The sequence below is a fragment of the Robertmurraya sp. FSL R5-0851 genome (genome assembly GCF_038002965.1).
Lineage (GTDB): Bacteria > Bacillota > Bacilli > Bacillales > Cytobacillaceae > Robertmurraya_A > Robertmurraya_A beringensis.
Genome location: NZ_JBBOOE010000001.1, coordinates 362,163 through 387,987 on the forward strand (window position 1 = coordinate 362,163; position 25,825 = coordinate 387,987).

The 25,825-nt window shown below is 41.0% G+C and carries 19 protein-coding genes and 2 pseudogenes; 19 read left to right on the top strand and 2 right to left on the bottom strand.

Annotation, left to right across the window (positions count from 1 at the left end):
- The first annotated feature begins 5 nt into the window (after positions 1-5).
- A complete protein-coding gene (gene purD, locus MKX65_RS01920) occupies positions 6-1,283 on the top strand; it encodes a phosphoribosylamine--glycine ligase (RefSeq protein ID WP_340902019.1) in 1,278 nt (425 codons plus the stop codon).
- Here the strand turns inward: purD and MKX65_RS01925 are convergent.
- Together MKX65_RS01925 and MKX65_RS01930 are read right to left on the bottom strand one after the other, a co-directional pair.
- A complete protein-coding gene (locus tag MKX65_RS01925) occupies positions 1,255-1,365 on the bottom strand; it encodes an EYxxD motif small membrane protein (RefSeq protein ID WP_340902020.1) in 111 nt (36 codons plus the stop codon). The two genes, purD and MKX65_RS01925, sit on opposite strands and share 29 nt — an antisense overlap.
- A gap of 58 nt (positions 1,366-1,423) precedes the next feature.
- Positions 1,424-1,705 carry a YgaP family membrane protein gene (locus tag MKX65_RS01930; protein ID WP_340902021.1) on the bottom strand — a complete coding sequence of 94 codons (282 nt, stop codon included), beginning with the start codon at positions 1,703-1,705 and terminating at the stop codon, positions 1,424-1,426.
- A 269-nt stretch (positions 1,706-1,974) separates the two neighbouring features.
- On the opposite strand from MKX65_RS01930, the gene MKX65_RS01935 reads away from it, so the two are divergent.
- From MKX65_RS01935 to MKX65_RS02020, 18 genes and pseudogenes are all read left to right on the top strand, one after another.
- Positions 1,975-3,717 (top strand): adenine deaminase C-terminal domain-containing protein, encoded by a 1,743-nt coding sequence (locus tag MKX65_RS01935; protein WP_340902022.1) that lies wholly within the window; start codon positions 1,975-1,977, stop codon positions 3,715-3,717.
- A 55-nt stretch (positions 3,718-3,772) separates the two neighbouring features.
- Entirely contained in the window at positions 3,773-4,813 is a 1,041-nt protein-coding gene (locus tag MKX65_RS01940) for a DUF3048 domain-containing protein (protein ID WP_160548534.1), read from the top strand.
- 13 nt (positions 4,814-4,826) lie between these two features.
- Positions 4,827-5,141 carry a YerC/YecD family TrpR-related protein gene (locus MKX65_RS01945; RefSeq protein ID WP_160548533.1) on the top strand — a complete coding sequence of 105 codons (315 nt, stop codon included), beginning with the start codon at positions 4,827-4,829 and terminating at the stop codon, positions 5,139-5,141.
- Positions 5,142-5,606: 465 nt separating this feature from the next.
- Positions 5,607-6,299, top strand: a complete 693-nt coding sequence (locus tag MKX65_RS01950) for a heptaprenylglyceryl phosphate synthase (RefSeq protein WP_340902023.1) — start codon at positions 5,607-5,609, stop codon at positions 6,297-6,299.
- A 52-nt stretch (positions 6,300-6,351) separates the two neighbouring features.
- Positions 6,352-7,035: pseudogene (locus MKX65_RS01955) on the top strand (UvrD-helicase domain-containing protein); the annotation flags it as partial.
- A gap of 155 nt (positions 7,036-7,190) precedes the next feature.
- Positions 7,191-7,322 carry a hypothetical protein gene (locus tag MKX65_RS01960; RefSeq protein ID WP_340902024.1) on the top strand — a complete coding sequence of 44 codons (132 nt, stop codon included), beginning with the start codon at positions 7,191-7,193 and terminating at the stop codon, positions 7,320-7,322.
- Positions 7,323-7,781: 459 nt separating this feature from the next.
- Entirely contained in the window at positions 7,782-9,662 is a 1,881-nt protein-coding gene (gene ltrA / locus MKX65_RS01965) for a group II intron reverse transcriptase/maturase (RefSeq protein ID WP_318010528.1), read from the top strand.
- A 96-nt stretch (positions 9,663-9,758) separates the two neighbouring features.
- Positions 9,759-11,297, top strand: a pseudogene (locus MKX65_RS01970) (3'-5' exonuclease); the annotation flags it as partial.
- A 136-nt stretch (positions 11,298-11,433) separates the two neighbouring features.
- A complete protein-coding gene (ligA, locus tag MKX65_RS01975) occupies positions 11,434-13,440 on the top strand; it encodes an NAD-dependent DNA ligase LigA (RefSeq protein ID WP_340902026.1) in 2,007 nt (668 codons plus the stop codon).
- A gap of 10 nt (positions 13,441-13,450) precedes the next feature.
- The gene (locus MKX65_RS01980) at positions 13,451-14,620 is read left to right on the top strand and encodes a CamS family sex pheromone protein (RefSeq protein WP_160548529.1); all 1,170 of its coding nucleotides are present in this window, start codon (positions 13,451-13,453) and stop codon (positions 14,618-14,620) included.
- Between the two features lie 108 nt (positions 14,621-14,728).
- Positions 14,729-16,276 carry an L-glutamate gamma-semialdehyde dehydrogenase gene (gene pruA / locus MKX65_RS01985; RefSeq protein WP_340902031.1) on the top strand — a complete coding sequence of 516 codons (1,548 nt, stop codon included), beginning with the start codon at positions 14,729-14,731 and terminating at the stop codon, positions 16,274-16,276.
- Between the two features lie 543 nt (positions 16,277-16,819).
- Positions 16,820-18,328: a sodium/proline symporter PutP gene (putP, locus tag MKX65_RS01990; protein ID WP_340902033.1), complete on the top strand. Its 1,509-nt coding sequence runs from the start codon at positions 16,820-16,822 to the stop codon at positions 18,326-18,328.
- Between the two features lie 646 nt (positions 18,329-18,974).
- On the top strand, positions 18,975-20,258 hold the full coding sequence (gene aceA, locus MKX65_RS01995) for an isocitrate lyase (RefSeq protein ID WP_160548527.1): 1,284 nt from the start codon (positions 18,975-18,977) through the stop codon (positions 20,256-20,258).
- 158 nt (positions 20,259-20,416) lie between these two features.
- Complete coding sequence (locus tag MKX65_RS02000; RefSeq protein WP_160548526.1) at positions 20,417-20,842, top strand: DUF1694 domain-containing protein; 426 nt, start codon at positions 20,417-20,419, stop codon at positions 20,840-20,842.
- A gap of 122 nt (positions 20,843-20,964) precedes the next feature.
- Positions 20,965-21,255, top strand: a complete 291-nt coding sequence (gatC, locus tag MKX65_RS02005; protein ID WP_160548525.1) for an Asp-tRNA(Asn)/Glu-tRNA(Gln) amidotransferase subunit GatC — start codon at positions 20,965-20,967, stop codon at positions 21,253-21,255.
- A gap of 11 nt (positions 21,256-21,266) precedes the next feature.
- Positions 21,267-22,724 (top strand): Asp-tRNA(Asn)/Glu-tRNA(Gln) amidotransferase subunit GatA, encoded by a 1,458-nt coding sequence (gatA, locus tag MKX65_RS02010; RefSeq protein WP_340902035.1) that lies wholly within the window; start codon positions 21,267-21,269, stop codon positions 22,722-22,724.
- Positions 22,725-22,735: 11 nt separating this feature from the next.
- Complete coding sequence (gene gatB, locus MKX65_RS02015) at positions 22,736-24,163, top strand: Asp-tRNA(Asn)/Glu-tRNA(Gln) amidotransferase subunit GatB (RefSeq protein ID WP_340902037.1); 1,428 nt, start codon at positions 22,736-22,738, stop codon at positions 24,161-24,163.
- 244 nt (positions 24,164-24,407) lie between these two features.
- Positions 24,408-25,736: a family 4 glycosyl hydrolase gene (locus tag MKX65_RS02020; protein WP_160548522.1), complete on the top strand. Its 1,329-nt coding sequence runs from the start codon at positions 24,408-24,410 to the stop codon at positions 25,734-25,736.
- The last annotated feature ends 89 nt before the right edge of the window (positions 25,737-25,825 follow it).

A 25,825-nucleotide genomic window follows, 5' to 3' on the forward strand; every position in this document is an offset into this window, starting at 1 on the left:
AAACCATGAACGTTCTAGTCGTAGGTCGTGGAGGGAGAGAGCACGCTATTTGCTGGAAGGTAAGCCAAAGTCCTTCTGTAGAAAAGGTGTTCGTCGCTCCTGGGAATGTAGGAATGACAGACTTAGCCGTACGTGTAGATATTTCTGAAGACGAACAAGACAAGCTGATTCATTTTATAAAAGAAGAAAAGATTGGTCTTACGATTATTGGACCTGAAGCACCACTTCAAGCGGGACTTGCTGATCGCATTCGCGCAGAAGGTTTAGCGGTTTTTGGTCCAGATCAAAAAGCTGCTGTAATTGAAGGCAGCAAATCGTTTGCTAAAGAGCTGATGGAAAAGTACCAAATTCCAACCGCTGCTTATCAATCCTTCACAGATTTTGATGCAGCGAAAGCGTATGTGGAGGAAAAAGGCGCTCCTATTGTCATTAAGGCAGATGGTCTTGCAGCAGGCAAAGGAGTAACCGTTGCTCTAACGTTAGAAGAAGCGATTGACAGCTTGAAAGAAATGCTCGTGAATAGCAAGTTTGGTGCAGCCTCTGCGAAAGTCGTTATTGAAGAATTCTTAGAGGGAGAAGAATTTTCTCTCATGGCATTTGTAAATGGTGACGTTGTGGTGCCAATGGAAATTGCTCAAGATCATAAGCGTGCATACGATGGCGATCAAGGACCAAACACAGGTGGAATGGGGGCTTATTCTCCGGTTCCGCAAATCAGCAGTGAAGCTGTTCAAACAGCTGTTGAAACGGTGTTAAAGCCTGCTGCACATGCGATGATTGAAGAAGGAAGAAGCTTCTGTGGAATTCTTTATGCGGGTCTGATTCAAACGACTTCCGGACCAAAGGTCATTGAGTTCAATGCTCGATTCGGTGATCCAGAAACACAAGTGGTTCTTCCAAGAATGGAATCGGACTTAGTAGAGGTCATTCTTGCCGTGTTAAACGGAGAACAGCCAACGATCGAGTGGTCATCTGATGCCGTGGTGGGTGTTGTTTGCGCAGCAAAAGGCTACCCCGAACAGCCGGAAAAGGGTAGTGTTATTGAAGGACTTGATTCTGTGAAGGAAGGACTTGTCTTCCATGCTGGAACCGATCAGAACGAGGAAGGAAAGATCGTTACTGCTGGCGGACGTGTATTGCTAGCAGCTGCGAAGGCAGACACTCTTCAAGCAGCACAAGAGCGTGTGTATGCTGAGTTATCCCATGTATCAAGTGAGGGCATTTTTTATAGAAAAGATATTGGACATAAAGCCATTACGTTTGCCGCTTGCCAGACTTCTTAATATAAACAAATAGAAGAGCAATGATACTTCCAATCAAAGCAATCAATACAAAGGACATATCGCTAACATATTCCCAAAACATATAGTGATGACTCCTTTCTATGGTGAGATTTCCCCCTCTGTGATCAGAGGGGGCTTTTTTATTGGGTATTATAAGGTAAAAACTGTTCCGTCATTGATTTTTCATTAGAAGATTGATTTTGATTGTTTCTCAAATTTTGTTCTCTTTCATAGAGGGCAGTGATTGGACAAAAACGAACGATCCCCTCTGCCACCTTCATAGCACCTAAAATTCCTAGCAATACATAGGAATCTCTCCAAGGCATTTTTGTATGTTTCGCTGTACTCCATGCTAAGACACTTAAACCAATGGTAATACGGACAAGAGCATTTAAAATGCCAATATTGGGCTTTACATTCATGAAATTGTCACTCCTTTACAATTATTTTAAAAATTTAGTACTTCTTTACTGCGTTAAACAGTGAAATATGGTACTATAAAAACCAAACCTATAAAATGTAAGGGTTTTCATTTTAGATAGGTAGTGTTGAATTTCTGACAATATTTTTGAAAAAACTGTGTCAAAAAATCTAACCAATCAATGGTAGATCTTTGGTATTTGAACTATTGTTACCCGTAATATGACAAATTTTTTCTAAGATAAAGGACACTGCTTAAGGAGGGACATACATGCTGGATCAACGATATCGATGGAAAAATAAACATATTAGAGAACATATTTCCGTTCTAGATGGAAATGTTTCTCCGACTATTCTATTAACAAATGCCAAGTACCTGAATCAAACATTTCGTGCTTGGATGACAGCGAATATATGGATATACGACGACCGTATTATTTATGTGGGCGACCAATATCCTGACAATGTAGACAATTGTGAAATCGTGGATTGCTCAGGTCTTTTACTGGTTCCAGGCTATATTGAGCCACATGCGCATCCCTTTCAAGTATATAATCCCCATTCGCTTGCACACTATGCATCGCAATATGGAACAACAACACTAATTAATGACAATATGGTACTTGCGTTGCAGATGGAAAAAAATAAAGCGTTCTCATTTATGAGGGAGATGCATAACTCACCAACTTCCATGTATTGGTGGTGCCGCTTTGATGCCCAAACAGAGATCCGAGACGAGGAGCAAATTTTTTCACATAGCAATGTGAAATCCTGGCTCGAACACGATGCAGTGATTCAAGGCGGAGAGCTGACCGGTTGGCCAAAGCTTCTTGATGGGGATGATATGATGCTCCATTGGATGCAAGAAGCCAAACGAATGAGAAAGAAAGTGGAAGGCCATTTTCCGGGCGCATCTGAAAAAACATTGGCAAAGATGATGTTATTTGGTGCAGACTGTGATCATGAAGCGATGACTGGAGAAGAAATTTATAATCGTCTCATGCAGGGTTATATGGTTTCGTTAAGACATTCATCTATCCGTCCAGATTTACCTGTCCTTTTAGATGAAATACATCAGCTGGGAATCACGATGTACGATAAATTTATGTTTACCACAGACGGCGCATCTCCTCACTTTTACGAAAATGGAATTATTGATAATATGATTCGAATCGCCATAAAAAAGGGAGTACCAGTCATTGATGCCTACAATATGGGGACGATTAATGTAGCACGCTACTACAATGTAGAACACCTCCATGGAAATATTGCGACAGGAAGAGTAGCGAATATTAACTTTTTGACAGATGAACGTAATCCAACCCCTGTATCGGTTTTGGCAAAAGGTCAGTGGGTGAAAAGGGATGGAAAAGACACCAATGCCTATGAGCAACTAAATTGGGTGGATATGGGGTTTGAACCGTTAAAGTTAGACTGGGAACTATCCATGGATGATTTTCAGTTCTCTATGCCATTTGGAATAAAAATGGAGAATGCCGTTATTACCAAGCCATATTCTGTGTCTATTGATGCCAATTATGATGAGCTTTCGTGTGACCATGATGAATGCTTCTTCATGCTAATTGATAAACATGGCAAATGGAGAATCAACACGATGTTAAAAGGATTCTCTAACAAGGTACAGGGTTTAGCTAGTTCGTACTCGACAACAGGAGATATTATCTTAATTGGAAAAAACAAGTATGAAATGATGAACGCCTTTCACCGCATGGTCGAGCTGGGTGGAGGAATTGTCATCAGTGAGGAAAGAAGAATTGTGTTAGAAATTCCACTGCCTTTAAGTGGAGTGATGAGTGACCACTCAGTTGAGAGGCTGGTTGAGGAAGATAAGGAATTGCTTGCTTATTTAAAAACAAAAGGGTATGCGTACGGCGATCCTATCTATACCTTGCTATTCTTCTCATCCACACATCTGCCGTATATCCGAATTACGCAGCAAGGGATGTACGATGTGATGAACAAAATGATACTCTTTCCAACGATAATGCGTTAAAATATAAAAGGACCTCATAGAAAAAGCATAGAAAAAGATTATTAGGGGTGTATTGATGCTTAAGAAATGGATAACAGTCGGATTGGCATCTGCCTTTATACTAACTGGCTGTAACAAAGTAGAAGAGGTTCAAAAGGAAAGTGAAAAACCAGTGGAAGAGGAAGATACAGTCGTAGAAGAAGTATCCCAAACTTTTGAAGCTCCTTTAACTGGTGTGGAACTTTCAGATGAACCATCTGGTCGAGCATTTGGTGTGATGATCAACAATGATCCAAAAGCAAGGCCGCAGTCCGCTCTAAACCAAGCAGACATCGTTTACGAAGTGTTAGCAGAAGGCAATGTGACGAGATTTTTGGCTATTTTTCAAAGCGAACATCCTGAAAATATTGGGCCAGTAAGAAGTGCAAGAGATTATTATATTGACCTTGCCAGCGGGTATGATTCATTATATATCGCTCATGGGTACAGTCCTGAAGCACAGGAAATGCTTACGAGTGGGGTTATAGATAATTTAAATGGAATGCAGTATGATGGTACGCTTTTTAAACGTGCGAGCTTCAGGCAAGCACCACATAACTCCTATATTTCTTATGAGAATATTTTAAAAGGAGCAAAGCAAGTCGGTTATGACATGTCAGAAACTCCAGAGGCACTGCCTTTTTATGAGGAAGACGAGTTAGCCAGTATCACAGGTGAAGCTGCTGAGAATGTTACAGTTGCCTACTTAAAGAGCAATCTGTTTAAGGTCGACTACAAATACGATACCAGTAGCAAAAAATATGCTAGATATTCAAATGATGAACAAACGATAGATTTAGATTCAGAGGAGCCGGTTCTTCTCGACAATGTCTTTATTGCGGAGATGGAGCACACTTTACTCGATGACTCTGGAAGAAGAGAGATTGATTTAACCTCTGGTGGAAAAGGGTATTTATTACAGCAAGGAAAGCTTCTTCAGGTAGAGTGGAAAAATGTAGATGGAAGAATTCTTCCTTTCTTAAATGGCGAAGAAGTCAAGTTTGTTCCAGGAAAAACATGGATCAATATCGTTCCAACGAATCCAGGATTGGAACAAACCGTTACGATACAATCATAAAGGAGTCTAGATCATGCAAATTGATAAATTAAGGGGCAAAGAGCTCGACCAGTTATTTAAGGCGGTTTTAACGTTAAAGGATTTAGAAGAGTGCTATAAATTTTTTGATGATTTATGTACGGTCAATGAAATCCAATCATTAGCCCAACGCTTAGAGGTGGCCCGTATGCTTCGTGAAGGGAAAACCTATCATAAAATCGAAACAGAAACAGGTGCAAGTACAGCAACGATTTCACGTGTTAAGCGTTGCTTGAATTACGGAAACGATGCGTATGAAATGGCATTAGAGCGTGTGAAGGAAGAAGAAGCAGGAACGGTTTCGGAGTAAAAAATAGCGGGATAAAAGGATTAGAGATGCAAATATCTCTAATCCTTTTTTAGCGCTTAAGCAATAAAGCGTGTTTGAAAAATAAGCGGAGAAATTTCTCTTAATTAAGGAAATCGTACTGAAAATAGCTAAATAGACGGAAAGATTCCGACTATTGACTCGAAAAACGTGAAAATCGGCAATTTTGCTTTGCTTAATCGGAAAACCTCCGCTTATTTACCCCAAAACAAGCTGTATTCAGGAGCCTAACCGGAAATTCTCCGCTTATTACCCTTACCCTGTGATCTACTATGTGAATCAAGACATAATAAGCAATTAAAATTTGCCAAAATGTCAATGAAAAACGCCCTGTGAATGATATCGTGAATTCAAGTGCTTTTTCATAAGAAATCTTTGGTTTTATTTTTTAGAAACTTTCGCTAGTGCTATAATGGTGTAATGTGATAGTAGAATGGAGGTTACAGCATGTACGATACAAGAGAATGGCGTCATGCTTTTAAATTAGATCCTGATAAAACAATCTCAGATGAAGCGCTGGAGAGAATATGTGAGTCAGGCACAGATGCCGTCATTGTTGGTGGAACCGATGGAGTAACGGATGAAAAGGTACTGGATTTAATGGCAAGAATCCGAAGATACACGGTGCCTTGTGTGTTGGAAATCTCCAACCTTGAGTCGATTACACCAGGCTTTGATCTTTATTTTATCCCAACGGTTTTAAATAGTCCTGACTCCAAATGGATTGTTGATTTACATCATCAAGCGGTTAAGGAATATGGGGATATCATGAATTGGGATGAAATTCTTGTTGCAGGATATTGTATCTTGAACGAAAATTGTAAAGTAGCCAAACTAACCCATGCCCAAACATCTTTAACCAAGGAAGATGTGGTTGCTTATGCGCAAATTGCTGAGAAGATGTTTCATTTGCCTATTTTTTATTTAGAATACAGTGGAACCTACGGGGACCCTGAAATTGTGAAGGCCGTTAGCCAAGCAACCCAGGAGACAACCGTGTTTTACGGTGGAGGTATTCATACATTAGAGCAGGCGAAGGAAATGGCTGAACTAGCAGATGTGATTATTGTGGGGAATGCTGTTTACGACAATTTAGAGGAAGCTCTTCAAACGGTCGAAATTAAATTGATTAAACGATAGTATAAAGGTAAAATAGAATAAGAACATATGTTTGTATGGTGGTGAAAATATAGTGCAATACTTAACAGATAAATTATTAAATGGTTTAAATCCAGAACAACAGCGAGCGGTGAAAACGACGGATGGTCCTCTGTTATTGATGGCTGGTGCGGGTAGTGGAAAGACGAGAGTACTAACGCATCGTATTGCCTATTTGATGGTAGAGAAACAAGTGAATCCGTACAATATTTTGGCGATCACGTTTACAAATAAAGCGGCGCGTGAAATGAAGGAACGTATTTATTCCATGATGGGTGGAGTAGCCGATGAAATTTGGGTATCTACGTTCCACTCGATGTGTGTACGTATTTTAAGAAGAGATATTGACCGACTAGGATACAATCGTAACTTTACGATTCTTGACACAACAGACCAACAATCCGTGGTTAAGACCATTTTAAAAGAAAAAAACCTTGATCCAAAAAAGTACGATCCACGTGCGATCCTTGGGGCTATTAGTTCAGCGAAAAACGAACTGATTGGTCCGGAAGAATTCGCGAAAAATGCGGGCGGTCATATGGATCAAATTGTTGCCGATGTGTACGAGCTTTATCAGAAGCGACTGCGCAAAAATCAAGCACTCGATTTTGATGACTTGATTATGACAACGATTCAACTGTTTCAACGTGTTCCAGAAGTACTAACTTTCTATCAACGAAAGTTTCAATACATTCATGTAGACGAGTACCAAGATAGTGCGACACGTTGCTAATTGAAAAGATTAGCCACTAGCTTAAAGCTAGGAGAACTAAGAATCTGAAGAGTCGAATGATGGGGTAACGCCCTGAAAGGCTCGCCTAATCCTCCGAATAGCGTTCAGGTGGTGCAAAACACTTGAAGGTTATAAGCTCGGTGAAGTCGGTTGAAGGTCATCCTAACGAGAAAGACGAGGAAAGCTCTCTGGAGGCAGAGGGTATGGCTGATAGACCGGGGTTCTACAAGATAGTCTATGGTGAGAAATTAGATGTCACAGCCATCTATTGACGAAATTCCGAATGTACGGCTCTAGAGGTATAGCTATTCGAAATGGATAGTCCCGCATGTCGGGGTTAGTGAGGTAGAGTAAAATTTGTCTTTATGAAATACCTTATGGTGTTACAGGCACCATCCAGCTAACAGGGCTAGAGGAATCACCTACGGATTGTGAATGAATAGATAGGATTCTTGGAACGTGGTAAGCCGATAACGTGGAGAGTTTGCACTCTATGAAGCGGTAGCAGGGAAAGCATATATGTCGAAAGTGTATATGTATAACCTCTTTTATGTCGGTGAAGGTAATGGCACAGTACCAAAGAAACTGTGATAACAAACAGTGGAGGGATAGCCATTAGTCAACTGTTAGAAGACGACATTATTATCACAGAAATTTCAGGTTCGAGTATGACTAAGAGAAATGAAAGCTGAAATTACAAACCCAATTTGGGAATGTAAAGAGGTGAGTAATTGACTGAAACCCATGCAAAGCCGAAGGAGTTAAAAAGTCAAAAGCTGAGAAACAATGAGTATTACAACACGCAAGACATGTTTGACCAGTTATATCAGCTAAGTTCGGAAGGAAAAACTTTTAATAAGTTATATGAATTAGTTGTAAACCCTGCAAATGTTAAACTTGCTTTTCGTAACATCAAGAAAAACAAGGGAAGTAAGACAGCAGGAGTGAATCAAAACACTATATTCGAAATCGGACTTAGAAGCCCTGATATGCTTGTACAATATGTTAAAAATCGCCTAGATGATTATAAACCTCATAAAGTGAAACGTAAGGAAATCCAAAAGCCAAATGGCGGCATTCGTCCTTTAGGAATTCCTACTATTGAAGATAGACTTATTCAACAATGCTTATTACAAGTTCTTGAACCTATATGCGAGGCTCGCTTTCATAAACATAGCTATGGATTCAGACCTCATCGGAGTCAAATCCACGCATATTCAAGGGCTGTAACATTAGCAAACAAAAACAAACTACATTATGTAGTAGATGTTGATATTAAAGGTTTCTTCGATAACGTTGATCATGGGAAGTTGCTTAAACAACTATGGACAATTGGAATTAGGGATAAACGTATTCTTTCGATTATAAGTAAGATGCTCAAAGCTGAGGTTAAAGGAATTGGGAAACCTACTAAGGGAACTCCACAGGGAGGAATTCTTTCTCCGTTACTTTCAAATGTAGTATTGAATGAATTCGACTGGTGGATAAGTAATCAGTGGGAAACATTTAAGACGAGAAAGGATTACACAAAGATACGTGTAATTGGTGGAAAACAGCGGTTTGACCAAACGGTGAAATACGCCACCCTTAAAAGGTATACCAAGTTAAAGGAAATGTTTATTGTAAGATATGCAGATGACTTTAAAATCTTTTGTCGAGACCACAAAACCGCATTTATTATATTTGAATCTTCTAAGCAGTGGTTAAAGGAAAGATTAGGCCTTGAAATCAGCAATGAGAAATCGAGAGTAGTCAATTTACGTAAGAACTATTCGGAGTTTCTAGGGTTTAAGTTCAAAGTAGTTCCAAAAGGCAAAAAGCGTGTTGTTAAATCGCATATGACAGATAAATCACGACGCAAGGTAATTGAGAAAATAAAAACAAAAGCTGAATTTATTCGAAGAAAACCGAATAAGGCTGAAGTAACTAAATTTAACTCAACTATCTTGGGAATTCACAATTATTATCGGTATGCGACACATACGACAAAGGATTTCAGTGAAATTTCTTACTCAGTCAAACGAATCCTGTATAACAAGCTTAAAAAAGCAAAGAGTTCAAAGGGAGTTATCACACCATTCTTTCAAAAAGCATATAAAGATTATCTTAATAAAAAGAAATTCTTTGCGTGTGGCATGATTTTATTCCCGATAGATGGGGTGAAACACAAAAGCCCTTTGAACTTTACTCAGGAGAAAAACTCTTATACCGAAAGTGGACGAATCTTGGTTCACAATAGCCAAGAGGCTGTACCACCGATCATGGTACATTATTTGATGGAAAACCCAATAAAATCGGAGAGTATGGAATACAATGACAATCGACTCTCAAAATATATTGCTCAATTAGGTAAATGTGCAATAACACGTAAAGATTTAATCATTGGGGAAATGGAACTCCATCATAAAAAGCCTAGAAATAAAGGTGGAACGGACGCTTATCAAAACCTTATATTTATATGTAAGGAAGTCCATAAGTTAATCCATGCGGTAAAGGAAAGCGCCATTAATAAGTACCTTAATGTACTGAATCTTAATGAAGAACAACTGAGTAAAGTTAACGCTCTTCGTAAAAAAGTGGGCAACTGTGTAATTGATAATGTAACGAGCTAGTAGTTGATGGGGCGCCGTATGAGGTGAAAGTCTCACGTACGGTGCTAAGCGGGGGAAAAGATGGAGATTACTTCAAAGTCTTACCTATCGCAACCAAACCGTGCTCAGTATATGCTGGTTAAACTTATGGCGCAACGGTTCCAAAATCTATGTGTGGTTGGGGACTCGGATCAGTCGATTTATCGCTGGCGTGGGGCAGATATCGCTAATATCCTTTCGTTTGAAAAGGATTATCCGCGTTCAGAGGTGATCCTTCTAGAACAAAACTATCGTTCGACAAAGAGAATTCTTTTTGCGGCAAATGAAGTGATTAAGAACAATTTAAATCGTAGAGATAAGAATCTTTGGACGGAGAATCCAGAAGGAAATAAGATTTTCTATTATCGTGCGGACAGTGAGCAAAGTGAAGCGCAGTTCGTAGCAGGAAAAATTAAGGAAGCTATTCAAAGCGGAAAACGAAAATACTCCGACTTTGCCATCCTGTATAGAACCAATGCTCAGTCCCGTGTAATGGAGGAAGTGTTACTAAAGTCGAACATTGAGTACTCCATCGTCGGTGGGGTGAAGTTCTATGACAGAAAAGAAATCAAAGATACACTGGCCTACTTACGCTTGATTGCAAACCCAGATGATGATATCAGCCTAACTCGTGTGATTAATGTTCCAAAAAGAGGAGTCGGGTCGAGCTCGGTTGATAAAATTGCGAACTTTGCGGACATGCATGATATGTCTATGTTCCAAGCACTGGGATCGATTGAGTTAATCGGATTAAGCCCGAAAATTACAAAGGCTTGTCGTGAATTTTACGATTTAATTAATAACTACACGCATATGCAAGAGTATTTATCGGTGACAGATCTTGTAGAAGAAGTGTTAGAGAAAACCGGCTATTATGAAATGTTAAAGGCAGAAAAATCGATTGAAGCACAAAGCCGACTAGAAAACTTGGACGAATTTTTGTCTGTTACGAAAAACTTTGAAGAAGGAAATGAAGATAAAAGTCTGATTGCCTTCTTAACCGATCTTGCCCTTGTTGCCGATATCGATAAGTTGGATGAAGACGGAAAGCAAGTCGATACCGTTGTGTTGATGACCTTGCACTCCGCAAAAGGTCTTGAATTTCCTGTTGTGTTCCTTTTAGGACTAGAGGAAGGAGTGTTCCCGCATAGCCGATCTCTTATGGAAGAAGCAGAGATGGAGGAAGAGCGTCGACTTGCTTACGTGGGAATCACAAGAGCGGAGGAAGAACTGTTTATAACCAATGCTCAAATGAGGACCTTATTTGGGCGTACGAATATGAACCCTCCTTCTCGATTTATAGGAGAGATTCCAGCAAATCTTCTCGAAGGATTAGAGCCGAAAAAGCCGTCGTTACAATCACAGTCAGCCAGTCCTTTTGCCGCTAGACAAGCAGCGGCTGTACGTAAGCCGGTACTTCGTCCAATGACGAATTCAACGGGTGGAGAAGAGCTTGGATGGAAAGTGGGAGACAAGGCCGTGCACGGAAAATGGGGCACAGGTACCGTGGTTAGCGTAAAAGGCGAAGGAGAAGGAATCGAGCTTGATATCGCATTTCCTAAACCAGTTGGGATCAAACGACTGTTAGCGAAGTTTGCTCCTATAACAAAAGGATAAAGGATTTCAATCAATCAAACGATTGATTGAAATTGCTTCAAACCATGATACAACTGGCACGAAGGCAATTCAATCAAACGTTTGATTGAAAAATATTTTTCTATTTTAAAATAGTTCTGATGGAAGGGTTGAGTACATGGATCAACAAGCTGCGGAAAAAAGAGTACAAGAGCTGCATGTCCAGTTAAATCAGTTAAATTACGAATATCACGTATTAGACCAACCAACCGCTTCAGATGCTGAATACGATGAATTATTAAGAGAATTAATCAATCTGGAAGAAACTTTTCCTGAACTAAAAAGTCCGGACTCTCCTACGCAACGCGTAGGTGGAGCCGTCTTAGATATGTTTGAAAAGGTACAGCATCAATCGCCTATGCTTAGTCTTGGCAATGCCTTCGGAGAGCAGGATTTGCTTGATTTTGACCGACGTGTTCGCCAAGCAGTGGGAGATCAAATTTCTTATGTGTGTGAATTGAAAATTGATGGTCTAGCGGTTTCGCTTCGTTACGAAAATGGTTTGTTTATTCAAGGAGCGACAAGAGGAGATGGAACCATTGGGGAGGATATTACGTCTAATTTACGTACAATCAAATCCATTCCTCTAAGATTAAATGAACCAGTGTCCATTGAAGCTCGCGGAGAGGTCTTTATGCCTCGAAAATCGTTTGAAGCATTGAATGCATTGAAGACAGAACGAGGGGAAGAGCTGGCAGCCAATCCCCGAAATGCTGCAGCCGGTTCACTAAGACAGCTTGATCCAAAGATTGCTGCATCACGTAATTTGGATATTTTCCTATATAATATTGCAGATGTAGGGGAGACCGGTGTGACTTCCCATAGTGCAGGCTTAGATTTGCTAGAAAGTCTAGGTTTTAAAACGAATAAGGAAAGAAGAAAATGTGCTTCTATCGAGGAAGTCATTTCTTATGTGAATGAGTGGACGGAGCAGCGACCAAATCTTCCGTATGATATTGATGGGATTGTGATTAAGGTCGATTCCCTCGCACAGCAAGAGGAGCTTGGTACAACGGCCAAAAGCCCACGTTGGGCCGTCGCATACAAATTCCCAGCTGAAGAAGTGGTCACGACTTTAAAATCAATTGAGTTAAGTGTCGGACGTACAGGGGTCGTTACACCAACGGCTATTTTAGAACCAGTCCGTGTAGCTGGAACAACCGTACAACGGGCCTCTTTACATAATGAAGATTTGATTCGTGAAAAGGACATCAAAATTGGCGATCAGGTTGTTGTAAAAAAAGCAGGAGATATTATTCCAGAGGTCGTAAATGTACTCGTTGAGAGACGAACAGGGGCAGAGGAAGAGTTCCGTATGCCCACTCACTGTCCTGAATGTGAAAGTGAACTAGTGAGGCTTGAAGAGGAAGTGGCGCTACGTTGTATTAATCCGAAATGTCCGGCGCAAATCAGAGAAGGATTGATCCACTTCGTATCAAGAACCGCTATGAATATTGATGGTCTTGGTGAAAAGGTCATCAGTCAGTTATTTGCCGAACAATTGATTGAAGATGTGGCAGATATTTATAAATTGACCTTTGATCAGTTGATTCAATTAGAGAGAATGGGAGAAAAGTCAGTTAACAATCTGATTGAAGCGATTGATGCTTCAAAAGCCAATTCTCTTGAAAAGCTGTTGTTCGGATTAGGCATCCGTCACGTGGGAGCCAAAGCAGCAAAAACTCTTGCGCAGGAATTCGAAACGATTGACCGACTCGCGGTGGCTACAGCTGAGGAGTTAACAGCCATCAACGAAATCGGAGAAAAAATGGCCGAATCGGTGGTCGCTTACTTTGAGCTTGAAGAAGTGAAAGAATTAATTGAAGAGCTAAAAGAAGCAGGAGTTAATACCACTTACCTTGGGCCGAAAAAGGTTGCTGTTGAAAACATTGATCATTTTTTTGCGGGGAAAACGATTGTCTTAACCGGAAAGCTAGAACAGCTTTCTCGTAATGAGGCAAAGGAGAGAATCGAAGCGTTTGGCGGGAAAGTTGCAGGAAGTGTAAGTAAGAAGACAGATTTGGTGATCGCTGGGGAAGAGGCAGGATCCAAATTAACAAAAGCAGAACAGCTAGGAATTGAAGTATGGAATGAAGAGAGATTAGTGGAAGAATTGAAGAAATAGAGGTGATACCATGAGGAAGATTCTAATGGTTGCTCTTACCGTTCTCTTGAGTTTAACCGCCTGTGCTCCTAATCTTCAGAAGCAAGAAGAGGTGGTACAGGAAAACGAAGATACAAAGCAAAAGGCCATTATACCGAAGTATCAGATTTCTGATCAATACTATCGGACGATCCTTCCTTTCGAGCCATCACAAGCAAGAGGGTTAATCGTAAATAACTTAAACACAAGATACGATATCAGTGAGTTTGAAACAGGGTTAATGAGGCTTGCGCAAACATCCTTTGGTCCAGATAAGTACCTTTTTAAGGAAGGGCAAAATCTTGACCGGGAAACGGTTGGTTTATGGTTGAACCGTAAAATGACGGCGACGCAGCTACAAGATGCTGGTTTAAAAGAAAATGAAAACATTGGTTTGAATCCGCAAATTCCTGAAGGCGGGGATATAGCAGCGAATAATGAACAGAACCCGATTTATTTAGCGCATCTTCTTGAGCATAACTATCTTCTTAAAGATGAAGACGGAACGGTTCGTCTCGGAGGAGTGGTGATCGGTCTGGCATTAAACTCTGTCCACTATTACCAAAAGGAAGCTTACGGTGCCACGTTTGAATCCGAAATATCTCAAGCCAAACTTGAAGAAGAAGGAAAGAGAATCGCGGCAGAAGTACTGACGAGACTACGTGGGATGAAGAGCTTAGCGAATGTCCCTATTACGATTGCCCTTTTTAAACAGAAAAGTCGCTCTTCTGTCGTTCCAGGGAATTTTATCGCTTACGCATCAGCAGATAAAGGAAGTTCAAAATTGGGTGCTTGGCAGAGTGTGAACGAAAATTATTTTCTGTTTCCGTCTACCGAAGCAACCAATGCCCATCGTGATGATGTGACTTTCTTTTTGAATTTTAAACAGGACGTGGAAACCTATTTCCCAAACTTTAATGGTGTTATAGGTCAGGCTTTTTATGTAGGAGATCAGCTTCAAGAGCTGAAAATCGATATCCCGATCCAGTTCTACGGAAAAGCAGAAGCAGTGGGCTTCACGCAGTACGTAACAGGATTGGTGATGGAGCATTTCCCTGACTATTATTCAGTCGAGGTGAACATCACATCCGTGAACGGACAAGAAGGTTTGATCGTGAAAGAAGCTGGAGACAAGGAACCATTTGTTCATATTTATCAATAATTCCAAAGACAAGGTGAATGCCTTGTCTTTTTTTACTTCATTTGAAGGTGCGTTCATTTGCATGCTAGAATGGGGATGGAACGTTTTTATCATAAGGAGGCGGAAGAATTGGTGCAACCGTATAAACATGAACCATTCACAGACTTTTCTAATGATCAGGAACGCGAAGGATATTTATTAGGCTTACAAACAGTAGAAGGATATCTTGGTCAGGACTATGATTTAATCATTGGTGGCGAGCGAGTTTCTACAGAAGAAAAAATTGTTTCATATAATCCATCACATAAAATAGAAGTCGTAGGACGCGTATCTAAGGCAAATCGTGAACTAGCAGAAAAAGCCATGCGAGCGGCTATGGAGGCATTTAAAACTTGGAGAAAAACAAAGCCAGAATTACGTGCAGATGTACTCTTTAAAGCCGCTGCAATTATTCGCCGTCGCAAACATGAATTCTCTGCCCTGTTAACAAAGGAAGCGGGGAAACCTTGGAGAGAAGCGGATGCGGATACAGCCGAAGCGATTGATTTCCTCGAATATTACGCGCGTCAAATGCTGTTGCTGAAGGACGGCGTGCCGGTAAATAGCCGACCAAATGAATTTAATCGTTATGACTATATTCCATTGGGAGTAGGAATTGTCATCTCTCCTTGGAATTTTCCGCTAGCCATCATGGCTGGAACAACCGTAGCCGCGATCGTAGCAGGAAATACCGTTCTTCTAAAACCAGCTTCCACCACTCCTGTGGTAGCAGCGAAGTTTGTGGAAGTGATGGAGGAAGCGGGATTACCGAAGGGTGTATTGAACTTTGTCCCTGGTAGCGGAGCTGAGGTGGGTGATTACTTGGTTGATCACAAGGATACACGTTTTATCTCCTTTACAGGATCAAGAGATGTGGGACTTCGCATTTTCGAGCGTGCTTCTAAATTGAATGAAGGACAAATTTGGTTAAAGCGTGTGATTGCTGAGATGGGTGGAAAGGACACGATCGTCGTTGATAAGGAAGCGGATCTTGAATTAGCGGCGCAGTCCATTGTTGCCTCGGCATTTGGCTTCTCGGGTCAAAAATGTTCTGCGTGCTCCCGTGCAGTTATCGTAGAGGATGTTTACGATACCGTATTAAAGCGTGTGGTGGAGTTAACCAATCAGTTAACTCTTGGTAATCCGGAAGAGCAAAGCGTGTTTATGGGACCTGTGATCGATCAAAGTGCTTTTAAAAAAATCATGAGTTATATTGATATGGGAAAAAAGGAAGGCCGTTTAGTCGCTGGAGGAGGGGGAGATAACTCGAAAGGCTTTTTCATTAAGCCTACCGTTTTCGCTGACTTAGCCCCGGATGCACGATTGATGCAAGAAGAAATCTTTGGACCGGTTGTTGGTTTTACAAAAGCTAAGGACTTTACAGAAGCCATTAGCATCGCAAATAACACGGAATATGGATTAACAGGAGCGGTTATAACAACCAACCGTGAACACATGCAACAAGCACGCGAAGACTTCCACGTAGGAAATCTATACTTTAACCGTGGCTGTACAGGTGCGATTGTCGGGTACCAGCCATTCGGAGGCTTCAATATGTCAGGAACCGACTCAAAAGCGGGCGGACCTGACTACTTGCTGCTGCATCTGCAGGCTAAAACAACATCTGAATTGTATTAATTAATATGGTAGCACCACTCCAGTTGGGGGTGGTGTTTTTTGGTGAGTTGGGTGCTTCTGGAGCAAGGGGTGGTGGTAGTTATGACGTGAGCGCGAAGGTTGAAGGCTCGAGAAGAGTCATAAGAAGGAGATTATGACGTAAACGAGAAGGAAAATGAGAACGAAAATGAGAACGATAAGTCATAAGAACAGAGTTATGACATCACGGAAAGGGAAATACCACTTGAGGAGTCATAAAAATTAAGAAAAATGTAAGAGTTAGTTCACTAGAATTCCACCCGAAAAGCCCATTTTTCCAACTTAATTTTATAAATTTCAGTGTATACATATCAGTAAACGGGGAGTTGAGCCCTATAATCATACAGAACCTATGAATATTTATGAATTAATCCTTTAGTTTTCAGATAATTCAGTTAGATAGAACCTAGTATGTATGCTACGCTTGTTATGTTGGTTCGGCCACGGCAAGAAATCATGTGTATAATTTTACAGAAAGATTGTATGAACCAATAAAATCGTTGAGAGGGGAAATGTGAAAAAAATATGGAAACAGCTACGTTAGTTACTTTTATTGTGTATCTAGTTGGCATGCTGATCATTGGTTTGATCTCATTTAAGCTAACTAGCAATCTATCGGACTATGTCTTAGGAGGAAGAAGTCTTGGACCTGGTGTCACAGCTTTAAGTGCTGGAGCCTCTGATATGAGTTCATGGCTGCTGCTTGGCTTACCAGGGCTCGCTTATGCCACAGGTTTGGATTCCATTTGGATGTGTGTTGGGTTAATTATTGGTGCCTATTTAAACTGGAAATTTGTCGCATCCAGACTAAGATCGTACACTGAGGTGGCGAATGATTCGATTACGGTCCCCGATTTTTTTGAAAATCGCTTCAAAGATCAATCACGTTTACTACGAGTGATCTCCGCGTTAGTCATACTAATCTTTTTCACCTTTTACGCGTCCTCAGGTTTAGTAGGAGGAGCACTGTTATTCCAAGAAACGTTTGGAATGTCTTATAATACAGCTCTCTTTATCGGAGCCATTGTTATTATTTCGTATACTTTCTTAGGAGGCTACTTAGCGGTGAGTTGGACGGACTTTTTCCAAGGGTTATTAATGTTCTTAGCATTGGTGATTGTTCCGATTGTCGCAATTTTTAAATTAGGTGGTTGGGGTGAATCGATGGACGCCATCCGCAGCATTGATCCATCCTATCTCAATGCGTTTGATTCCGTCACGGCTTTAGGGACGATCTCATTACTTGCTTGGGGATTAGGGTACTTCGGTCAACCGCATATTATCACCCGCTTTATGGGCATTCGATCTACGGAGGAAGTAAGAAAAGCCAGATGGATTGGGATGAGCTGGATGACCATTTCGATTGCTGGTGCGATTATTGTAGGGTTGGTCGGAATCGCTTATTTTGCTGATAATCCACTAATTTCAGCCGACGTAAATAATAGTGAGAAAGTGTTTATCTTTTTCTCAGATTTCTTGTTTAATCCTTGGGTATCAGGAATTCTGCTTGCTGCCATTCTTTCGGCAATTATGAGTACCATTGATTCACAGCTATTAGTATCTTCCAGTGCGTTAGCTGAAGACTTCTACAAAGCGCTGTTCCGAAAGAATGCTAGTGATGCAGAATTGGTGTGGGTTGGTAGAGCAGGAGTCATCGTGATTGCTCTTGTTGCCATTGCACTTGCTTATACAGGCAATCCTGAAAATGGTGGAGCGTCTATCTTAGACCTTGTTAGTTATGCTTGGGGTGGATTTGGAGCGGCATTCGGTCCGGTAATCATCCTGTCTCTTTATTGGAAGCGAATGAACCGAAATGGTGCATTAGCGGGGATGATCACAGGTGCTGTTACCGTGGTTATGTGGAAGCAGTTAACTGTGGCTGGCATGATCCCGTTTGAATTATATGAAATTGTGCCTGGGTTTATTTTAGCGACGATTGCGATTGTTGTGTTTAGCTTAACAGGGAATGAACCGCGGAAAATCATTAAAGAGGAATTTGTTGAAGCGGTTGAGAATGATATTGAGAGTAAATAATGGATGAACCACTCGCGAGTTTGCGAGTGGTTTTTTGTGTCGCCTTGCTTGCTAGAGCCTAATTGCCCGTTTGAGTCTGAATGGGTGGCTGGCGGTCAAATAGAGAGGTTCTAATTGCCCGCTGGAGTCTGAATGGGTGGCTGTCGGTCAAATAGAGAGATTCTAACTGCCCGCTGGAGTCTGAATGGGTGGCTGGCGGTCAAATAGAGAGGTTCTAATTGCCCGATGGAGTCTGTTTGGGTGGCTGTCGGTCAAATAGAGAGATTCTAACTGCCCGATGGAGTCTGAATGGGTGGCTGGCGGTCAAATAGAGAGGTTCTAATTGCCCGCCGGAGTCTGAATGGGTGGCTGGCGGTCAAATAGAGAAGTCCTAATTGCCCGTTGGAGCCCGAAATGGTTTCAGATGGTCCAATAGGAGAGTTCTAACTGCCCGCTAGAGCCCCACTGATCCTCAACTGGTCAATTAGAAAATATCATCTGTCGCCCCTAGCCAAGCCGCTTCTGCTTTGGAGATTTTGTCGAAAAAATAATCTGAAAATTTTATAAAAAGTGGTTCCTATCTCCAAATCTCTGTTATATAATACAACATGTAAAGAAAACTGTATTATAACAAAAGGGACAAAAATCGAAGGGAGAGGTTTTTACAATGACAAATGAAAGAGTAAGAGAGTTACAGGAGAGCTGGGAAATGGATGCGCGTTGGAAGGGGATTGAAAGACCGTATTCTGCCGAAGAGGTGATTAAACTAAGAGGATCTATTGATATCGAACATACGCTGGCTCGTCGGGGAGCAGAAAAGTTGTGGAAGCTGGTGAATGAAGAAGACTTCGTAAACGCGCTTGGCGCATTAACGGGCAATCAAGCGGTTCAACAGGTGAAGGCGGGCTTGAAGGCAATATACTTAAGCGGGTGGCAAGTGGCAGCAGATGCGAACCTTTCTGGACATATGTATCCCGATCAAAGCTTGTATCCAGCAAACTCTGTACCGAGTGTGGTAAAGAGAATTAATCAAGCATTACAACGCGCGGACCAAATTACTCATTCAGAAGGAGACGACTCGATCGATTGGTTTGCCCCGATTGTGGCAGATGCAGAGGCTGGCTTTGGTGGACAATTAAACTGTTTTGAACTGATGAAAGGCATGATTGAAGCAGGCGCGGCGGGTGTTCACTTTGAAGATCAACTGTCTTCTGAGAAAAAATGCGGTCACTTAGGCGGAAAAGTACTACTTCCAACGCAAACCGCTGTACGCAACCTCATTGCGGCGCGTCTTGCTGCGGATGTGATGGGTGTTCCAACTGTACTAGTGGCAAGAACGGATGCGAATGCGGCGGACCTAATTACAAGTGATGTGGACCCAATTGATGCTCCGTTTATCACAGGGGAACGAACACCGGAAGGATTTTTCCGAACAAAGGCAGGACTTGATCAAGCCATTGCAAGAGGATTAGCGTACGCACCTTACGCCGATCTGATTTGGTGTGAAACATCCGAACCAAATATTGAAGAAGCCCGTCGATTTGCCGAAGCGATCCATGAGAAATTCCCTGGAAAGCTTTTAGCCTATAATTGTTCTCCATCGTTTAACTGGAAGAAGAAGCTCGATGATGACACGATTGCAAAGTTCCAAATCGAGCTTGGTAAAATGGGCTACAAATTCCAGTTTGTCACTCTAGCTGGTTTCCATGCGCTTAACCACAGTATGTTTGAACTTGCTCGTGGTTATAAGGACCGTGGAATGGCAGCATATTCAGAACTTCAGCAAGCAGAATTTGCTAGCGAAGAAAATGGCTATACGGCTACAAGGCACCAACGAGAAGTGGGTACAGGTTACTTTGACCAAGTCTCAATGGTGATTTCTGGTGGCACTTCTTCCACCACTGCTTTAAAAGGTTCAACGGAAGAAGAGCAGTTTACTGCAACAAAGTAAGAGGATTCAAACTTGTTTTACACCTTTATTTGTAAACCTCCATTTTGTCCTTCTCTTTAAAAGGGAAGGAGTTTTTTTGTCCTAACGATTGGGTTATACTTTATATACGAACAATTATTAGGGGAGTATCATACAAATTTATGGAGGAGGGATGATATATGCGACCGGATATTGATGATTATTTGCAGCAAGGGATTCATGGAAAAAAGGAAATCAATCCTGATGAAAGACGCCGATTTTTAGGAACCTTACGAGAACGTGTCGTCATTGCCTTAAAACAACCACAGTTGATTGAACCAGGTATCTATCCAGAGGTAGAGACCGCTTTAAAAGAAAATAAAAAAGCACATCTCTATTTGAATGGCAACATGAGCTACGAGTTTTTGTCTAAGTATAAAAAAGTAGCCGATCAATATGATGTAGAGTATACGCTTGTGACAAACAAAGAATATGACTCGGAGCTGGGGCTTGTTCTTGCCTATGATTACGCAATAGATAAGGAAAGCATTTATGTCGAAAAGAAAGTAACCATAGATCCAACTCCAAAGAAAAAAGGCTTCTTTGGAAAGCTATTTGGCAATTAACTCGGCAGTCACGAAAAGTAGACTGCTTTTTCTTTGGATTCTCTTTGCCCAAAGCCTAAATCTTTGATATCATCAGTGTATTATTGTGTGAAAAGTTCAAAAAAATTTATGGAGGTGAGAGGATGTCAAGAATCTCCATCGATGAGGTAAAGCATGTGGCGCATTTAGCGAGACTTGCGATTACTGAAGAAGAAGCTGTGAATTTTCAAAAACAGCTGGATGCCATCATTACATTCTCGGAGCAATTGAACGAGCTTGATACAGAAAATGTGGAACCGACGTCCCATGTTTTAGATATTAAGAATGTATTAAGAGAAGATGTTTCAAAAGAAGGCTTGCCACAAGAGCTTGTCTTAAAAAATGCACCAGATCAACAGGACGGACAAATCAAAGTTCCGCCGATTATTGAGTAAGGAGGGACCATATGAGCTTATTCGATCAAAAAGTATCTGATCTTCATGAACAGTTACATAAAAAAGAAATTAGTGTGTCAGATCTTGTAGATGAGTCGTATAAAAGAATTGCAGAAGTCGAAACCCAAGTGTCTGCGTTTTTAACATTAGATGAAGAGCGAGCACGAAGCCAAGCCAAAAAACTAGATGAAAAGCTAGGAACGGACGAGGCAAAAGGTTTGCTGTTTGGTATGCCGGTAGGGGTTAAAGACAATATTGTAACGAAGGATTTACGTACAACAGCAGCAAGCCAAATTCTACATAATTTTGATCCTATCTATGATGCTACTGTTGTGACAAAGCTTCAGGAAGCTGAAACGATTACGATTGGGAAATTAAATATGGACGAGTTCGCCATGGGATCATCCACGGAAAACTCAAGTTTTAAAAAGACGAAAAATCCTTGGAATATTGAAACCGTTCCAGGTGGGTCTTCAGGCGGTTCAGCAGCAGCTGTAGCAGCCGGTGAGGTTCCGTTCTCATTAGGATCTGATACAGGTGGGTCCATTCGTCAGCCAGCTAGTTTTTGTGGAGTGGTTGGGTTAAAGCCTACCTATGGACGAGTATCTCGTTTTGGCTTAATTGCTTTTGCTTCTTCGCTAGACCAAATTGGTCCAATTACTAGAACCGTTGAAGACAACGCATATGTTTTACAGGCCATTGCTGGTGTGGATCCAATGGATTCAACGTCTGCCAATGTTGAGGTTCCATCATATGTGAATGCCTTAACAGGTGATGTAAAAGGGTTAAAGATTGGGGTACCAAAGGAATATATCGGAGAAGGTGTGAACCCAGAGGTTCGTGAATCAGTCATGAAAGCTCTTGCGACACTTGAAAAGTTAGGAGCCACTTGGGAGGAAGTTTCTTTACCTCACTCAAAGTATGCTCTTTCAACTTATTACCTGCTTAGTTCTTCCGAAGCGTCTGCTAACCTAGCACGTTTTGACGGAGTCAGATATGGCTATCGTTCGCCGAATTCGAACAATTTAATGGAACTGTATAAAAACTCTAGAGCAGAGGGCTTTGGAGATGAAGTGAAACGCAGAATCATGCTTGGTACCTTTGCTTTGAGCTCAGGGTATTATGATGCGTATTACAAGAAAGCACAAAAGGCACGTACATTGATTAAAAAGGATTTTGAAGATGTATTTGCGAAGTATGATGTAATCGTTGGACCAACGACACCAACACCTGCTTTTAAAATCGGTGAAAAAACAAGCGATCCATTAACAATGTATGCTAATGATATTTTAACCATTCCAGTAAATCTTGCTGGGGTACCTGGAATTTCTGTGCCATGTGGTTTTGATCAAGGACTGCCATTAGGTTTACAAATTATCGGTAAGCACTTTGACGAAGCAACTGTCTACCGTGTAGCTCATGCATTTGAGCAGGCGACAGACTTCCACAAGCAAAAGCCAGGTCTGTAAGGGGGATAAGAATGGAATTCGAAACGGTAATTGGACTTGAAGTCCATGTAGAGTTAAAAACAGAATCAAAAATCTTCTCTGCAAGTCCCAACCATTTTGGTGCGGAACCCAATACCAATACAACGGTGATTGACCTTGGATATCCAGGGGTGTTGCCGGTCTTAAATAAAAAGGTGGTTGACTACGGGTTGAAGGCTTGTATGGCCTTAAACTGTAACGTTGCAACCCATACGAAGTTTGACCGAAAAAATTACTTTTATCCAGATAACCCAAAAGCATACCAGATTTCCCAATTTGACCAGCCGATTGGTGAGCACGGGTTTATCGAAATCGAAGTCGATGGATATAAGAAGAAAATCGGCATCACAAGAATTCATTTAGAAGAGGATGCTGGCAAACTAAATCATGAAAATGGGTATTCTCTTTGTGACTACAATCGTCAGGGAACGCCTCTGATTGAGATTGTATCAGAGCCGGATATTCGTACAGCGAATGAAGCCTATGCGTATTTAGAAAAATTAAAATCAATTATTCAATATACTGGAGTTTCTGATTGTAAGATGGAGGAAGGCTCCTTACGTTGTGATGCGAACATTTCCATTCGTCCAGTAGGACAAGAGGAATTTGGGACAAAGACGGAGTTGAAGAACTTAAACTCCTTTAACTTTGTTCGCAAAGGAATCGAATATGAAGCGAAGCGTCAGGAAGAAGTAGTTCGTGCTGGGGGAGAGATTCAGCAGGAAACACGCCGTTATGACGAGGCAACCAATACCACTTTATTAATGAGGGTCAAAGAAGGTTCGGAAGATTATCGTTACTTCCCTGAACCAGATTTAACGGATTTGTATATTGATGAGGATTGGAAGGCTCGCATTCGTGCGGAAATTCCAGAGCTTCCAGATTCAAGACAAAAGCGTTATACCGAAGAGTGGGGCTTACCTGCGTATGATGCGGCTGTATTAACGGTGGTTAAGGAAACAGCTGACTTTTTTGAAGCAACGGTTGCAGCAGGAGCGGATCCGAAACAAGCATCTAACTGGATTATGGGAGAATTATCAGCCTACTTAAATTCCGAACAAAAGGAACTGACTGATGTAGCTCTAACACCAGAGGGGCTTGCGGGAATGATTAAGCTCATTAGCGACGGAACGATTTCTTCGAAGATTGCGAAGAAGGTATTTAAAGAACTTGTTGAAAAAGGCGGAAGTGCTGAGAAAATTGTCAAAGACCAAGGTCTAGTACAAATTTCTGATGAAGGTGCTCTACTAACCGTCATTGCCGAAGTTCTTGATGCCAATCCACAATCCATTGATGATTTTAAAAATGGTAAGGAAAAGGCCATTGGATTCCTAGTTGGTCAAATCATGAAAGCCACCAAGGGCCAGGCGAATCCTCCGTTAGTAAACAAGTTATTACAACAAGAGATTCGAAAACGGTAAAAAAAAAGACCTCAGGCGAAAAAGAGGATAACTGCTCCATATACGAGCAGTTATCCTCTTTTCTATTATTAATCCTCTAATCAAACCCTTCCCTCCATCAGTTCATAAAAAACACAGTGTAATTTTTAAGAAACAAGTGTTTTTCAACGGGAAACAAATCTCCTTCATCAAGAGGTATATTCAAATTAATTGGTTCCAACTAGAATAGAAGTTAGTAAGTCATTACTATTTAGGAGGATGTAAAATGAGTAAAGGCATTAAAATTGTTACAATTGGTGGAGGTTCAAGTTATACTCCAGAATTAGTTGAAGGTTTTATAAAGCGCTATCATGAACTTCCTATACGTGAACTATGGCTTGTTGATATCGAGGCTGGGAAAGAAAAGTTAGAGATTGTCGGAAATTTAGCAAAAAGAATGGTAGAAAAAGCAGGTCTTCCAATTGAAGTTCATTTAACTTTAGATAGACGTGAGGCATTAAAAGATGCAGATTTCGTTACTACTCAATTCCGAGTGGGTTTATTAGATGCTCGTATTAAAGATGAAAGAATTCCACTAAAATATGATGTGATTGGTCAAGAAACAAACGGTCCAGGTGGACTGTTCAAAGGTCTTCGTACGATCCCTATTATTCTAGATATTTGTAAGGACATTGAAGAGCTATGTCCAGACGCATGGCTAGTTAACTTCACAAACCCAGCAGGAATGGTTACAGAAGCCGTTCTTCGTTATTCCAATATCAAAAAAGTAGTTGGGTTATGTAATGTGCCAATCGGTATTCAAATGAATATTGCTAAGATATTAGATGTAGATGCAGACCGAGTTAAAGTTAATTTTGCTGGCTTAAATCATATGGTCTTTGGCTTAGATGTATTCTTAGACGGTAAGAGTGTAAAAGAAGAAGTAGTTGAAGCGTTGGCGAATCCAACTGCCGAAATGACCATGAAAAACATTCGTAACCTTGCTTGGGAAGCTGATTTCGCTCGTGGTTTAGGCGTGATCCCTTGTCCGTATCACCGTTATTACTACAAAACGGATGAAATGTTAGCAGATGAAAAACGTGCAGCGGATAACGAAGGAACGCGTGCAGAAGTAGTAAAAGCTTTAGAAACAGAACTGTTTGAGTTATACAAAGACACGAATCTAGACATTAAGCCACCTCAATTAGAAAAGCGTGGCGGTGCTTATTATAGTGATGCTGCTTGTAGTTTAATCAATTCTATTTACAATGACAAAGGCGACATACAACCAGTTAATACTAGAAACAACGGAGCCATCCAAGGAATTCCTGATGATTCAGCTGTTGAAGTAAACTGTGTAATCACAAAAGACGGCCCTAAACCATTTGCAGTTGGAGAACTTCCTGTTGCTGTGAACGGATTGGTCCAACAAATTAAATCCTTTGAAAGAGTAAGCGCTGAAGCTGCGGTTACTGGGGATTACAAAACTGCTTTACTAGCTATGACTATTAACCCTCTGGTACCTGGAGATAAAGTAGCTAAAGAAATCTTAGATGAAATGCTAGAAGCACACAAAGAGCATTTACCACAATTCTTTACAAAAGTGGAAGCATAGGTTTTAAAGGGATAGTTCAAGAGCGGACTATCCCTTGTTTTATCATCTCAACTCATCCTTTTTATTCATTACTATAAAGAATAGAGGAA

Bases quoted from the DNA above. Each gene is read 5' to 3' on its own strand.
- MKX65_RS01945 (WP_160548533.1), top strand. From the start codon at position 4,827: ATGCAAATTGATAAATTAAGGGGCAAAGAGCTCGACCAGTTATTTAAG.
- aceA (WP_160548527.1), top strand. From the start codon at position 18,975: ATGACAAATGAAAGAGTAAGAGAGTTACAGGAGAGCTGGGAAATGGAT.
- gatB (WP_340902037.1), top strand. From the start codon at position 22,736: ATGGAATTCGAAACGGTAATTGGACTTGAAGTCCATGTAGAGTTAAAA.
- gatA (WP_340902035.1), top strand. From the start codon at position 21,267: ATGAGCTTATTCGATCAAAAAGTATCTGATCTTCATGAACAGTTACAT.
- MKX65_RS01950 (WP_340902023.1), top strand. From the start codon at position 5,607: ATGTACGATACAAGAGAATGGCGTCATGCTTTTAAATTAGATCCTGAT.
- MKX65_RS01935 (WP_340902022.1), top strand. From the start codon at position 1,975: ATGCTGGATCAACGATATCGATGGAAAAATAAACATATTAGAGAACAT.
- gatC (WP_160548525.1), top strand. From the start codon at position 20,965: ATGTCAAGAATCTCCATCGATGAGGTAAAGCATGTGGCGCATTTAGCG.
- ligA (WP_340902026.1), top strand. From the start codon at position 11,434: ATGGATCAACAAGCTGCGGAAAAAAGAGTACAAGAGCTGCATGTCCAG.
- purD (WP_340902019.1), top strand. From the start codon at position 6: ATGAACGTTCTAGTCGTAGGTCGTGGAGGGAGAGAGCACGCTATTTGC.
- MKX65_RS01940 (WP_160548534.1), top strand. From the start codon at position 3,773: ATGCTTAAGAAATGGATAACAGTCGGATTGGCATCTGCCTTTATACTA.
- MKX65_RS02000 (WP_160548526.1), top strand. From the start codon at position 20,417: ATGCGACCGGATATTGATGATTATTTGCAGCAAGGGATTCATGGAAAA.
- putP (WP_340902033.1), top strand. From the start codon at position 16,820: ATGGAAACAGCTACGTTAGTTACTTTTATTGTGTATCTAGTTGGCATG.
- MKX65_RS01930 (WP_340902021.1), bottom strand. From the start codon at position 1,705: ATGAATGTAAAGCCCAATATTGGCATTTTAAATGCTCTTGTCCGTATT.
- MKX65_RS01925 (WP_340902020.1), bottom strand. From the start codon at position 1,365: ATGTTTTGGGAATATGTTAGCGATATGTCCTTTGTATTGATTGCTTTG.
- MKX65_RS02020 (WP_160548522.1), top strand. From the start codon at position 24,408: ATGAGTAAAGGCATTAAAATTGTTACAATTGGTGGAGGTTCAAGTTAT.
- MKX65_RS01980 (WP_160548529.1), top strand. From the start codon at position 13,451: ATGAGGAAGATTCTAATGGTTGCTCTTACCGTTCTCTTGAGTTTAACC.